The sequence below is a fragment of the Stenotrophomonas sp. 1278 genome (assembly GCF_029892765.1).
Taxonomy (GTDB): domain Bacteria; phylum Pseudomonadota; class Gammaproteobacteria; order Xanthomonadales; family Xanthomonadaceae; genus Stenotrophomonas; species Stenotrophomonas indicatrix.
In genome coordinates, this window is record NZ_JARXWD010000006.1 from 162,709 (window position 1) to 174,879 (window position 12,171).

The 12,171-nt window shown below is 66.1% G+C and carries 11 protein-coding genes and 1 tRNA gene; all 12 read left to right on the forward strand.

Going from position 1 to position 12,171, the window contains the following annotated elements; all coding sequences use genetic code 11:
* Nucleotides 1-255: 255 nt before the first annotated feature.
* The 12 genes from folP (at nucleotide 256) to M2299_RS08635 (ending at nucleotide 12,075) form a co-directional block, all read left to right on the forward strand.
* Nucleotides 256-1,152 carry a dihydropteroate synthase gene (gene folP / locus M2299_RS08580; RefSeq protein WP_280884200.1) on the forward strand — a complete coding sequence of 299 codons (897 nt, stop codon included), beginning with the start codon at nucleotides 256-258 and terminating at the stop codon, nucleotides 1,150-1,152.
* Entirely contained in the window at nucleotides 1,152-2,105 is a 954-nt protein-coding gene (gene miaA / locus M2299_RS08585; protein ID WP_100436079.1) for a tRNA (adenosine(37)-N6)-dimethylallyltransferase MiaA, read from the forward strand. The genes folP and miaA overlap by 1 nt, the downstream gene beginning before the upstream one ends.
* A 95-nt stretch (nucleotides 2,106-2,200) precedes the next feature.
* Nucleotides 2,201-2,476, forward strand: a complete 276-nt coding sequence (gene hfq, locus M2299_RS08590) for an RNA chaperone Hfq (RefSeq protein WP_025878916.1) — start codon at nucleotides 2,201-2,203, stop codon at nucleotides 2,474-2,476.
* 14 nt (nucleotides 2,477-2,490) lie between these two features.
* Nucleotides 2,491-3,801: a ribosome rescue GTPase HflX gene (hflX, locus tag M2299_RS08595; RefSeq protein WP_025878917.1), complete on the forward strand. Its 1,311-nt coding sequence runs from the start codon at nucleotides 2,491-2,493 to the stop codon at nucleotides 3,799-3,801.
* A gap of 96 nt (nucleotides 3,802-3,897) precedes the next feature.
* Nucleotides 3,898-4,392, forward strand: a complete 495-nt coding sequence (locus M2299_RS08600; protein ID WP_025878918.1) for a nicotinamide-nucleotide amidohydrolase family protein — start codon at nucleotides 3,898-3,900, stop codon at nucleotides 4,390-4,392.
* A 35-nt stretch (nucleotides 4,393-4,427) separates the two neighbouring features.
* A complete protein-coding gene (gene ubiB, locus M2299_RS08605; protein WP_223494782.1) occupies nucleotides 4,428-6,110 on the forward strand; it encodes a 2-polyprenylphenol 6-hydroxylase in 1,683 nt (560 codons plus the stop codon).
* A 211-nt stretch (nucleotides 6,111-6,321) separates the two neighbouring features.
* The gene (gene lexA / locus M2299_RS08610) at nucleotides 6,322-6,957 is read left to right on the forward strand and encodes a transcriptional repressor LexA (RefSeq protein WP_025878920.1); all 636 of its coding nucleotides are present in this window, start codon (nucleotides 6,322-6,324) and stop codon (nucleotides 6,955-6,957) included.
* Nucleotides 6,958-7,158: 201 nt separating this feature from the next.
* Nucleotides 7,159-8,196, forward strand: coding sequence for a recombinase RecA (gene recA / locus M2299_RS08615; protein ID WP_025878921.1), 1,038 nt, complete (start codon nucleotides 7,159-7,161; stop codon nucleotides 8,194-8,196).
* A gap of 110 nt (nucleotides 8,197-8,306) precedes the next feature.
* Nucleotides 8,307-8,798: a recombination regulator RecX gene (recX, locus tag M2299_RS08620; protein ID WP_025878922.1), complete on the forward strand. Its 492-nt coding sequence runs from the start codon at nucleotides 8,307-8,309 to the stop codon at nucleotides 8,796-8,798.
* 105 nt (nucleotides 8,799-8,903) lie between these two features.
* Nucleotides 8,904-11,552: an alanine--tRNA ligase gene (gene alaS / locus M2299_RS08625; protein ID WP_280884201.1), complete on the forward strand. Its 2,649-nt coding sequence runs from the start codon at nucleotides 8,904-8,906 to the stop codon at nucleotides 11,550-11,552.
* A 148-nt stretch (nucleotides 11,553-11,700) separates the two neighbouring features.
* A complete protein-coding gene (gene csrA / locus M2299_RS08630) occupies nucleotides 11,701-11,904 on the forward strand; it encodes a carbon storage regulator CsrA (protein ID WP_025878924.1) in 204 nt (67 codons plus the stop codon).
* A gap of 78 nt (nucleotides 11,905-11,982) precedes the next feature.
* A tRNA-Ser gene (locus M2299_RS08635) sits at nucleotides 11,983-12,075 on the forward strand.
* The last annotated feature ends 96 nt before the right edge of the window (nucleotides 12,076-12,171 follow it).

Consider the following 12,171-nt stretch of genomic DNA (forward strand, 5'->3'; position numbering starts at 1 on the left):
TACCGGCCACCGGGAAACTGTCGAAGGCGGGGTGGGTCCGGTTGCGGGGGTGTAAGCCGCATGGATGCGGCGACCGAGCTTGCATGGACGTACTTGCAGCGGCCCCCGCAACCGGACCCACCCCGCCATCCCACAGAATGCTGCGGTTGCTTTTGCGGTTGAGGTTGCCGGCCAGCGGCCGGCACTACCGCCTCTGCGGGTGCAGGGCGCAGCCCCGCCGCCTTAAACTAACCTTCGTTGCCCGCAGGATCTGCCATGTTCGACATCTCGCCCCAGCTCGATTGCGCCGGCCGCATCCTGCGCCTGGACCGTGCCCGGGTCATGGGTATCGTCAACGTCACCCCGGATTCGTTCTCCGATGGTGGTGCCCATGACACCACCGAGGCGGCGGTCGCGCATGGCCTGAAGCTGGTGGAGGAGGGCGCCGACCTGCTCGACATCGGCGGCGAATCGACCCGTCCGGGCGCGGCGCCGGTGTCGATCGACGAGGAACTGCGTCGTGTCGTGCCGGTCATCGAGCAGCTGGCAGCGCGCACGGCGGTGCCGATCAGCATCGATACCTTCAAGCCGGAGGTGATGCGTGCCGCGGTTGCTGCAGGCGCCGGGATGATCAACGACATCTTCGGCCTGCGCCAGGACGGTGCGCTGCACGCGGCGGCGGACGCGGGCGTGCCGGTGGTGCTGATGCACATGCAGGGCGAACCGGGTCACATGCAGACTGACCCGCAGTACAACGATGTGGTCGCCGAGGTCCATGGCTTCCTGGTGCAGCGGCTGTTCGCCGCGGAGATGGCCGGCATCGCCAAGAAGAATCTGGTGATCGACCTCGGCTTCGGCTTCGGCAAGACCACGGCCCACAACATGACGCTGCTGGCCCGCTCGGAGCGTTTCCTTGAACTGGGCGTGCCGATGCTGGCCGGGCTGTCGCGCAAGCGCAGCCTGGGCGAGCTGACCGGTCGTCAGTCGCCGGCAGAGCGTGTCGCCGCGTCGGTGGCCGCACACCTGATCGCCGTGCAGCGCGGCGCCCGTATCGTGCGCGTGCACGATGTGGCAGCGACGGTCGATGCGTTGAAGGTCTGGCAGGCGGTCGAGGCGGTACCTGCCGTGCGGGTGGACGCCAAGCCGACCCTCCGCTGGCCGGACGAAGACTGATGGCAGTGGATCAGCGGCCGCTGGCGATTGCCGTGATGGGGCCGACCGCCAGCGGCAAGACCGCCACCGCGATCGCGCTGGCGCAGCAGCTGGACGGTGAAATCGTCAGTGTCGATTCGGCGCTGGTCTATCGCGGCCTGGATATCGGTTCGGCCAAGCCGGATGCGGCCGAGCGCGCACAGGCACCGCACCACCTGCTGGACCTGCGCGATCCCTGGCAGACCTATTCCGCCGCCGAATTCGCTGCCGACGCCGCCCGCGTGGTGGCCGACATCGTCGCCCGTGGCAAGACTCCGATCCTGGCCGGCGGCACGGGGCTGTACTTCCGCGCGCTGTTGCAGGGTCTGTCGCCGATGCCGGAGGCCGACCCGGCGATGCGTGCCGTGCTGAGCGCCGAGGCCGCCGAGCGAGGCTGGGCGGCGCTGCACGCCGAACTGGCCGTCGTTGACCCCGCCGCCGCATCACGCATCCATGCCACCGACCCGCAACGGATCCAGCGGGCGCTGGAGGTCTACCGGCTGACCGGCACGCCGATCAGTGAATGGCAGCGCCGCCCCGGGGTGGCCCCGTTGCCGGTGCGCACGCTGAAGCTGATTCTGGCGCCGCGCGACCGCGCCGTCCTGCACCAGCGCATCGAGGCCCGCTTTGACGCCATGCTCGTGCAGGGCTTCCTCGACGAAGTGCGCGCCCTGCGTGCATTGCCGGAAATGCGGGCGGTGGCCGCACCGCTGGACCTGCCCGCCGTCCGCGCGGTGGGGTATCGCCAGGCCTGGGAGTACCTGGACGGGGACGGGGACGCGGCCCGCTTCCGGGACAAGTCCATTTTCGCCACCCGGCAACTGGCCAAGCGCCAGCTTACCTGGCTGCGCGGCGAGCTTGATGCGCGCTGGTTCGACCCCCATATGGATGGGGAGCGCCTCGCAGGCGCGGTGTCGACCTTCGTTGCACGCTGAACCGACGCTGGCCGTGTACCATCATGGGCCGGAAAGCGGCTCGGGGGCCGCGGCAACCGCCGGCTACCAATAAGAACAATAATCAGGAGTGTGCAATGTCCAAGGGGCAATCGCTGCAGGATCCTTTCTTGAATGCACTGCGGCGCGAGCGCGTGCCGGTTTCGGTGTACCTGGTCAACGGCATCAAGCTGCAGGGCACCATCGAATCGTTCGATCAGTTCGTGGTCCTGCTGCGCAACACCGTCAGCCAGATGGTCTACAAGCACGCCATTTCCACCGTGGTGCCGGCGCGCAACGTCAAGGTCGGCCCGGGTGGTGGGTACGTGCAATCAGGTGAGGATGGTCAGGCGGGTGATGAAGCAGACGAATGATGTTGGAGCGGTGAATGTTTGACCGCTCGAAAAAGGGCGAACACGCCCTGTTGATCCAGCCGCATTTCGGCAAGCTGGAAGACGATGTGCTGGAAGAATTCGGTGATCTGGCCCGCTCGGCCGGCGCCAGCATCGCGGTGACCATCACCGCGCGGCTGGATCGCCCCAACCCGTCGACCCTGATCGGCAGCGGCAAGCTGGATGAGATCAAGGCCGCCGCCGAAGCCACCGGCGCAGACCTGATCCTGGTCAACCACGCGTTGAGCCCGGGCCAGGAGCGCAATCTGGAGCGTTTCCTCGAGCGCCGGGTGATCGACCGTACCGGCCTGATCCTGGACATCTTTGCCCAGCGTGCGCGCAGCCATGAAGGCAAACTGCAGGTCGAGCTGGCCCAGCTGCGGCATATGTCGACACGGCTGGTGCGCGGCTGGACCCATCTGGAGCGCCAGCGTGGTGGTTCGATCGGCCTGCGCGGCCCGGGTGAAACCCAGCTGGAAACCGATCGTCGCCTGCTGCAGAAGCGGGTTGAACAGCTGCAGAAGCGGCTGGAAAAGGTCGAAGTACAGCGCACCCAGATGCGTCGTGCGCGTGTGCGCAGCGAACTGCCGCGCGTCGCCCTGGTCGGCTACACCAATGCCGGCAAATCGACCTTGTTCAATGCGATGACCGGCGCCGAGGCCTATGCGGCCGACCAGTTGTTCGCCACCCTGGATCCGACCGTACGCCGGATCGCCGTGCCCGGTGGCAACGTCGTGCTGGCCGATACGGTTGGTTTCGTACGCGACCTGCCGCATGACCTGGTGGCGGCCTTCCGCTCGACCCTGTCTGAAGCGCGGGAAGCGGATTTCCTGCTGCACCTTGTCGATGCCGCCGATCCGCACCGCGAGGAGCGCATCGCCCAGGTCGACGAAGTGCTGACCGCCGTCGGTGCCGGCGACCTTCCGCAGTTGCTGGTGTTCAACAAGATCGACCGCATCGAGGGTGCCGACGTGCGCCACGACGGCCAGGACGGCGTGCCGGATGAATCACGGCGTGAGCGGGTGTGGATTTCCGCACGCGACGGGCAGGGCATCGAGCTGTTGCAGGCCGTGCTCGGCAAGCGGTTGGGTCTGCAGCACGTCACCGGCGAGTTGCGCCTGCCACCCAGTGCCGGCCGCCTTCGCGCTCGCCTGCACCAATTGGAAGTGGTGCGCAGTGAAGAGGCTGATGAAGAAGGCTGGCTGTTGCAGGTCGATCTTCCCATCGCCGAGGCCGAGAAGCTGGCGGCCAGCGCCGATGGCGAGCCGATCCGGGCCCTGCTGCCGGAGAAGCTGCCCGAATGGTGAGGCAGTGCCGGCCGTTGGCCGGCATGTCCTGCGGCCGCGACACCACCCTGCCATCTGCGGTACAACGTGCAGGTTCTTCACTTTTCAGCTACCCCGATGGCCTTCCCGACCGACGCCGAACTCAATGCCCAGGCCGCTGCGCTGGGCCAGCGCCTGCAACAGGCTTCGCTGCAGCTGGTGACTGCTGAAAGCTGCAGCGGCGGCTGGATCGCCAAGTGCATGACCGACATCGCCGGTTCCTCGGCGTTCTTCGACTGCGGCATGGTGGTCTACAGCTACGAAGCCAAGCAGCGCCTGCTCGGCGTGCGCGCGCAGACGCTGGAGCAGTTCGGTGCGGTCAGCCGCGAAGCCGTGCTGGAGATGGTCTCCGGGGCGCTGGTCAATTCCGGTGCCGGCATCGCGGTGGCGGTGACCGGTATCGCAGGGCCGGGCGGTGGCAGCCCGGACAAGCCGGTCGGCAGTGTCTGGATCGGCTGGAAGCGCCGTGGCGGCTATGCCCGGGCCGAACTGTTCCAGTTCGATGGTGACCGTGAAGCCATCCGCCGGCAGACCGTAGCGGCGGCATTGCACGGCATCGACGCCCAGCTGTGACATGCTGCTCCGGCAATCAACCGGAGTAGGCAACGATGTGGGAGACGCTGGGCACCGTCCGTGACCTTGGCCGGCTGCAGGAAATTGCCGCCGTCCTGATCCGCTACGGCTTCGGCGACGTCGTGCGGCGCATCGGCCTGGCCACGGTACTGGAACGTGCCGGCCGCCTGCTGCACTGGAACGAGGAGCGGCAGGAAATGCTGCGGATGACCGCGCCGGTGCGCGTGCGCAGCGCCCTGCAGGATCTCGGGCCGACGTTCGTGAAGCTGGGCCAGGTGCTCGCCACCCGCGTCGACCTGCTGCCGCCGGACTGGATCGCCGAACTCTCCGAATTGCAGAACGCGGTCCCGGCATTGCCCTACGAGAAGATCCGCGAACAGCTGGAGGCCGACCTCGGTGCGTCTCCGTCGCAGGTGTTTGCCTTCCTTGATGAAACCCCGATGGCGGCTGCTTCCTTGGCCCAGGCCCATCGGGCGCGGTTGCGTGATGGCCGCGAAGTGGTGCTGAAGGTGCGCCGCCCTGGTATCCGTGACGTGGTTGAAGCCGATCTGCGCCTGCTGGCACGGCTGGCCGAGATCGTTGAGGCTCGGCTGCCGGATCTGCGGCGCTACCGGCCCGCCGAGGTGGTGCAGCAGTTCACCGTGTCGCTGCGCCGCGAGCTGGATTTTGCCGCGGAATGCCGCAACGCCGAGCGCATCGCGCGCAACTTCGAGGGCCGTGACGACATCCTGATTCCGGCGGTGCACTGGCAATGGACCTGCGAAAGCCTGAATGTCCAGGATTTCGTCGACGGCATTGCCGGACGTGATCTGGCCGGTGTCGATGCGGCCGGCATCGACCGCCGTGAACTGGCCCGGCGTGGCGCCGACATCGTATTGAAGATGGTGCTGGAGGACGGCAGTTTCCATGCCGATCCGCACCCGGGCAACATCATCTACCTGCGCGACGGCCGCATCGGCGTGATCGATTTCGGCATGGTCGGCGCGTTGTCGGAGGTGCGTCGCTTCCAGGTCGCGCAGCTGCTGCATGGGCTGGTGGAACAGGACCCGCAGGGCGTGGCCGATGTGTTGCTGGACTGGGCCGGTGGCGTGGAAGTGGACGAGAACCGGTTGCAGCATGACATCAGCCTGTTCGTCGACCAGTACCGCGGCGTGCCGCTGAAGGACCTGCGCATCGGCCTGATGCTGGGCGACATCACCCAGCTGCTGCGCAGCTACAACCTGACCCTGCCGGCGGATCTGGCGCTGATGATCAAGGCCTTCCTGACGCTGGAGGGCATGGGCCGCCAGCTCGACCCGGATTTCGACATGGCCAGCGCCGCGCGCCCGTTCCTGGAGCGGGTGGTGCTGCAGCGCTATGCGCCGCGGGCGCTGTTCAAGCGTGGCCGACGCAGCTTGCTCGGCATGATCGACTTTGCCGGTGAACTGCCGCGGGACCTGCGCAAGCTGGTCCAGGCGGCGCGCCGTGGCCGGCTGCAGCTCAAGGTGGAGACCAGCGCGCTGCAGGGCTTCGGCGACCAGGTCAACCGCGCCGCGAACCGGCTGGTGATGGGGATCGTCACGGCAGCCTTGATCATCGGCTCCTCGATCGTGATGCACAGCGTAGGAGGCGTTTCCAGCCGTTGGCTGCTGGCGCTGGGCGTGTGCGGTTTCATCGGCGCAGGGTTCTGTGGGGTGTGGATCCTGTTCTCGATCTGGAGAAGCGGCAAGCACACGTAGTGTGCGTACTGCGGCGGTTCCCGCCGGGAACCGCGGCATCGCGCGGCGATTCCTGTAGCGCCGACCGCGGGTCGGCTGCTTCTGCCTTTGCCGCCCCCAACCAGCCACGCCGCATTCCCGGTAGCGCCGGGCCATGCACCGCGGCTTTCGCTCCTGCCGGAATCGCCCTCGGCACTTGCAGTCCTGGGCGTTAGTAGTAATACTACTAACCATGGACCTGACCGACACCCAGCAGGCGATCCTGCAGTTGATCGCCGAGCGTATCGAGAGCGAAGGCGCACCCCCTTCGCAGACTGAAATCGCGCGTGCCTTCGGCTTCAAGGGCGTACGCGCAGCGCAGTATCACTTGGAGGCGCTGGAGCAGGCCGGGGCGATCCGTCGCGTGCCGGGCCAGGCCCGCGGCATTCGTCTGGTGCAGGCACCGCCGGTGGAGAAGCTGGCCGAGCCGGGCCTGCCCGACAGCGTCCTGCGTCTGCCGATCCTGGGTCGGGTCGCTGCGGGTCTGCCGATCGGCGCCGACATCGGCTCGGATGATTTCGTGGTGCTGGACCGGGTGTTCTTCTCGCCGGCACCGGACTACCTGCTGAAAGTGCAGGGCGATTCGATGATCGACGAAGGCATCTTCGATGGCGACCTGATCGGTGTGCACCGCACCCGCGATGCCCATTCCGGGCAGATCGTGGTGGCCCGCATCGATGACGAGATCACCGTCAAGCTGCTGAAGATCGCCAAGGATCGCATCCGCCTGCTGCCGCGCAATCCCGATTACAAGCCGATTGACGTGCTTCCGGATCAGGATTTCTCGATCGAGGGCCTGTACTGCGGGCTGCTGCGACCGAACCGTTGACGATTCACCCTGCATTTCCCGCGGTCTTTTGTGGCGATTCTCTGGTTCTGCTGAGGTTGGTACGGATGTCCGATAATTTTTTTCCGAACGCCGGGCAGAATCTCAGCCTGTGCGATACGCCAGCCTTAAAGTGAACCCATGGCCAAGAAGACTTCCAAAGACAGCACCTCCAACGACGTGACCTCTGCAAGGACCAATCCGATGGACGAGAACAAGAAGCGCGCCCTCGCTGCAGCTCTGGGCCAGATCGAAAAGCAGTTCGGCAAGGGCTCGGTGATGCGCATGGGCGACCGCGTGGTCGAGCCCGTCGAGGCGATCCCGACCGGTTCTCTGATGCTGGATATCGCATTGGGCATTGGTGGCCTGCCCAAGGGCCGCGTGGTGGAAATCTACGGTCCGGAATCCTCCGGCAAGACCACGTTGACCCTGCAGGCCATCGCCGAGTGCCAGAAGCTGGGTGGCACCGCCGCCTTCATCGATGCCGAACACGCGCTGGACCCGATCTACGCAGGCAAGCTGGGCGTCAATGTCGACGATCTGCTGCTGTCGCAGCCGGATACCGGTGAGCAGGCGCTTGAAATCGCCGACATGCTGGTGCGCTCCGGCTCGGTGGACATCCTGGTGGTCGACTCGGTCGCCGCGTTGACCCCCAAGGCTGAAATCGAAGGTGAGATGGGCGACCAGTTGCCGGGTCTGCAGGCGCGTCTGATGAGCCAGGCGCTGCGCAAGCTGACCGGCAACATCAAGCGCTCGAACACCCTGGTGGTGTTCATCAACCAGCTGCGCATGAAGATCGGCGTGATGATGCCGGGCCAGAGCCCGGAAGTGACCACCGGCGGCAACGCGCTGAAGTTCTATGCCTCGGTGCGCCTGGACATCCGCCGTATCGGCGCGATCAAGAAAGGCGACGAGATCATCGGCAACCAGACCAAGATCAAGGTCGTCAAGAACAAGCTGGCGCCCCCGTTCAAGCAGGTCATCACCGAGATCCTGTACGGCGAAGGCATCAGCCGCGAAGGCGAGCTGATCGATATGGGTGTCGAAGCCAAGCTGGTCGAGAAGGCCGGTGCCTGGTACAGCTACGGTGAAGAGCGCATCGGCCAGGGCAAGGACAACGCCCGTGGCTATCTGCGCGACAACCCGCAGGTTGCCGCCAAGCTTGAGGCTGAGCTGCGCGAGAAGTTCCAGCCGACCGAAGCCGTCCGTGAGGAAGGCGAAGACGAAGGCGACGACGAGTAAAGGCTTGCTGTGGGGCAGGGCGGCGCCGTCAGTGACGTCGCCCTGTCCTGCAGATTCGGTTTCCCCGACGGGGGACGCGCCAGGGACGGCGCATTTGATTGAAGGCGAGAATGAACGATTCCGACGCCCCGGCACCTGGCCGCAAGCGCCGCGTACGCGAACAGACGCCTGTCCAGCGCGCCTTGGGTCTGCTGGTCCGTCGTGAGCACTCGCGCAAGGAGCTGACCCGCAAGCTGACGTCCCGGGGCATCGAGGACGAGGCCGCGCAGGCGGCGGTCGACAAGCTGACCGAGGCCGGTTGGCAGGACGACACCCGGTTTGCCGAGAATCTGGTGCGCATGCGCGCCAATACGGGTTATGGCCCCATCCATGTACGTGCCGAGCTGGGAACCCACGGGCTGGACAGCGAGCAGATCACTGCTGCGATGGATACCTTCGAGGGCGACTGGACGGAGAATGCCCGGGATCTGGTCCGTCGCCGCTTTGGTGAGGCCGGTCCGCAGGACCTCGCGCAGCGCCGCAAGGCCGCCGATCTGCTGGCCCGCCGGGGCTTCGATGGCGACAGCATCCGCCGCGCGACCCGCTACGATCCGGACGACTGAGACTGATGGCGCCGGGCCTGATACCCTTTGGGGTTTCGGCGGTCCGTTCGACCCTGGCCACTGCGGCCGGCGGCACGGGCCCCGGCCCGCAGACTGCCAGCCCCCATGAACGCATCCGCCAAATTCACGACATCCCAGATCCGCAGCGACTTCCTTGAATTCTTCAAGGGCAAAGGCCACACCATCGTGCCGTCGGCGCCGCTGGTGCCGGGCAACGATCCGACCCTGCTGTTCACCAACTCCGGCATGGTGCAGTTCAAGGACGTGTTCCTGGGCGCGGAGAAGCGCAGCTACGTGCGCGCGGCCGACGTCCAGCGCTGCCTGCGTGCCGGTGGCAAGCACAACGATCTCGACCAGGTGGGCTACACCGCCCGCCATCACACCTTCTTCGAAATGCTGGGCAACTGGTCCTTCGGCGATTACTTCAAGAAGGATGCGATCGCCTGGGCCTGGGAGCTGCTGACCCAGGTCTGGAAGCTGCCCGCCGAGCGCCTGCTGGTGACGGTCTACCAGACCGATGACGAGGCCTACGCACTGTGGCGCGACATGATCGGCATTCCGGAAGACCGGATTGTCCGCATCGGCGACAACAAGGGCGCGCCGTTCGCCTCGGACAACTTCTGGCAGATGGCCGATACCGGTCCGTGCGGTCCGTGCACCGAGATCTTCTACGATCACGGTGACCATATCGCCGGTGGCCCGCCGGGCTCGCCGGACGAGGACGGTGACCGTTTCATCGAGATCTGGAACCTGGTCTTCATGCAGTTCGATCGCCAGCAGGACGGCACGCTGATGCCGCTGCCGGCACCGTGCGTGGACACCGGCATGGGCCTGGAACGCCTGGCTGCGATCCTGCAGCACGTGCATACCAACTACGAGATCGACTTGTTCCAGGCGCTGATCCGCAAGGCATCGGAGCTGACCGGAACCGCTGATCTGGAAAACAAGTCGCTGCGCGTGATCGCCGACCACATCCGCGCCTGTTCGTTCCTGATCGTCGATGGCGTGCTGCCGTCCAACGAAGGCCGCGGCTACGTGCTGCGCCGGATCATCCGCCGCGCACTGCGACACGGCTGGATGCTGGGCGTGCGCCAGCCGTTCTTCAGCAAGCTGGTGCCGACCCTGGTCGAGCAGATGGGCGAGGCCTACCCGGAACTGCCGGCACAGGCCGATACCGTGGTGCGTGCCCTGCAGGCAGAAGAAGAGCGTTTCGCCGAGACGCTGGACTCGGGCATGAAGATCTTCGACGACGTTGCGGCCAAGGTCAGCAATGGCGTGATCCCGGGCGTGGACGCGTTCCGCCTGTACGACACCTACGGCTTCCCGCTCGACCTGACCCAGGACATCGCCCGCGAGCGTGACCTGACCGTGGACATCGACGGCTTCAACGCCGCGATGGAGACGCAGCGCGAGACCGCGCGTGCCGCCGGCAAGTTCGGCGGTGGCGTGACGCTGTCGGCCGATCTGGTCGCCACGCTCAAGCCGACTGTCTTCCTGGGCTATGACCGCCTGCAGGCCGACGGCCTCGGCGTGGTCGCGATCCTCAAGGATGGCCGCCCGGTGGACGCTGCCCAGGCCGGTGACGAGGTCATCGTGCTGACCAACCAGACCCCGTTCTACGCCGAGTCCGGCGGCCAGGTCGGCGACACCGGCACCTTGTACGCTGCCGGCGTACAGCTGCAGGTGAGCGATACCCAGAAGTTCGCGGGCCAGTTCCATGGCCACGTCGGCAAGCTCACCCAGGGCAGCCTGAAGATCGGTGACGTGCTGTCCGGCCAGGTCGATGGCGAGCGCCGTGGCGCGACCATCCTCAACCACTCGGCGACCCACCTGCTGCATGCTGCCCTGCGCGAAGTGCTTGGCACCCACGTGCAGCAGAAGGGCTCGCTGGTGGCGCCGGACCGTCTGCGCTTCGACTTCTCGCATTTCCAGCCGATCAGCGCCGAGGAACTGGCGATCATCGAGCGCAAGGTCAACCAGCAGGTGCGCGCCAACAACGCCGCCGAAGTGCACACCATGGGCATGCAGGAAGCGCTGGACTTCGGCGCGATGGCCCTGTTCGGCGAAAAGTACGGCGAGAACGTGCGCGTGCTGAAGATGGGTGACTACTCCACCGAGCTGTGTGGTGGCACCCATGTCAACCGGACCGGTGACATCGGTCTGTTCAAGATCACCTCCGAAGGCGGTGTCTCGGCCGGTGTGCGTCGTATCGAGGCCGTCACCGGCCAGGGCGCGCTGGACTACGTGGATGCCGAGGAGGCCCGTCTGGCCGAGGCCGCCGAGCTGCTGGGTGGCAGTGCTGCCGACGTGGTCGAAAAGATCCGTGCGCTGGGCCTGCGCCAGAAGCAGCTGGAGCGCGAGCTGGAGGCCGTGAAGGCCAAGGTCGCCGCTGGCGCCACCGCCGACCTGTCCGGCCAGGCCGTCGAGGTCGCCGGTGTGAGGGTTCTGGCTGTCCGCCTGGAAGGCTTCGACGCCAAGGCCCTGCGCGATGCCATGGACCGCCTGAAGCAGCAGCTGGGCGACGCGGTGATCGTGCTGGCCGGTGCCCAGGATGGCAAGGCGGCGCTGGTCGCGGGCGTGAACGGCAGTGCAATGGGCAAGGTCAAGGCCGGGGAACTGTTGTCCCATATCGCCGGTCAGATCGGGGGCAAGGGCGGCGGACGCCCGGACCTCGCCCAGGGTGGTGGCGAGGACGGGCCCGCCCTTGCTACCGCGCTGGCTGCGGTCGTCGAATGGGTCAGCCCCCGCCTGTGATGAATCCCCGCCGTCCCCCTCCTTGTAGGAGCGGGACGGCTGACGGTACCATTGCGAATCTTTTCCCTTTGTCGTGGGCGCGCTTCTTGACGGAGCGTCAAGCCGGTGGGGGATACCCTTCCACACGGTTCCATGGAGACTTAAAAAAATGTTGATCCTGACTCGCCGCGTCGGCGAAACCCTGATGATCGGTGACTCGGTGAGCGTCACCGTGCTTGGCGTCAAGGGTAACCAGGTGCGTATCGGCATCACTGCGCCGAAGGACGTCGCCGTGCATCGCGAAGAGATCTACCAGCGCATCCAGCGTGGTGACGAAGCCGGCAGCACCGGTGGTGAAAATTCTGCGGAATAAGGCTTTACCTTCGCGCGTGATTAACGTTATGATTCACGCCCCGCTGAGGTGCAACGCACCAGACGCGGAGAAAACCCCGGAGCGATGCCCGAGCGGCTGAAGGGGCTCCCCTGCTAAGGGAGTATAGGGTCAAAAGCTCTATCGAGGGTTCGAATCCCTCTCGCTCCGCCAGATGCAAAAGAGCGCCCGCAGATCCTGGATCTGCGGGCGTTTTCTTTGTGCGTCGCGTTGACCTGCGGCCCACGATCGCGGTGCCAGGTTCGCACC

Bases quoted from the DNA above. Each gene is read 5' to 3' on its own strand.
- folP (WP_280884200.1), top strand. From the start codon at position 256: ATGTTCGACATCTCGCCCCAGCTCGATTGCGCCGGCCGCATCCTGCGC.
- M2299_RS08600 (WP_025878918.1), top strand. From the start codon at position 3,898: ATGGCCTTCCCGACCGACGCCGAACTCAATGCCCAGGCCGCTGCGCTG.
- recA (WP_025878921.1), top strand. From the start codon at position 7,159: ATGGACGAGAACAAGAAGCGCGCCCTCGCTGCAGCTCTGGGCCAGATC.
- miaA (WP_100436079.1), top strand. From the start codon at position 1,152: ATGGCAGTGGATCAGCGGCCGCTGGCGATTGCCGTGATGGGGCCGACC.
- ubiB (WP_223494782.1), top strand. From the start codon at position 4,428: ATGTGGGAGACGCTGGGCACCGTCCGTGACCTTGGCCGGCTGCAGGAA.
- hflX (WP_025878917.1), top strand. From the start codon at position 2,491: ATGTTTGACCGCTCGAAAAAGGGCGAACACGCCCTGTTGATCCAGCCG.
- csrA (WP_025878924.1), top strand. From the start codon at position 11,701: ATGTTGATCCTGACTCGCCGCGTCGGCGAAACCCTGATGATCGGTGAC.
- recX (WP_025878922.1), top strand. From the start codon at position 8,307: ATGAACGATTCCGACGCCCCGGCACCTGGCCGCAAGCGCCGCGTACGC.
- hfq (WP_025878916.1), top strand. From the start codon at position 2,201: ATGTCCAAGGGGCAATCGCTGCAGGATCCTTTCTTGAATGCACTGCGG.
- lexA (WP_025878920.1), top strand. From the start codon at position 6,322: ATGGACCTGACCGACACCCAGCAGGCGATCCTGCAGTTGATCGCCGAG.
- alaS (WP_280884201.1), top strand. From the start codon at position 8,904: ATGAACGCATCCGCCAAATTCACGACATCCCAGATCCGCAGCGACTTC.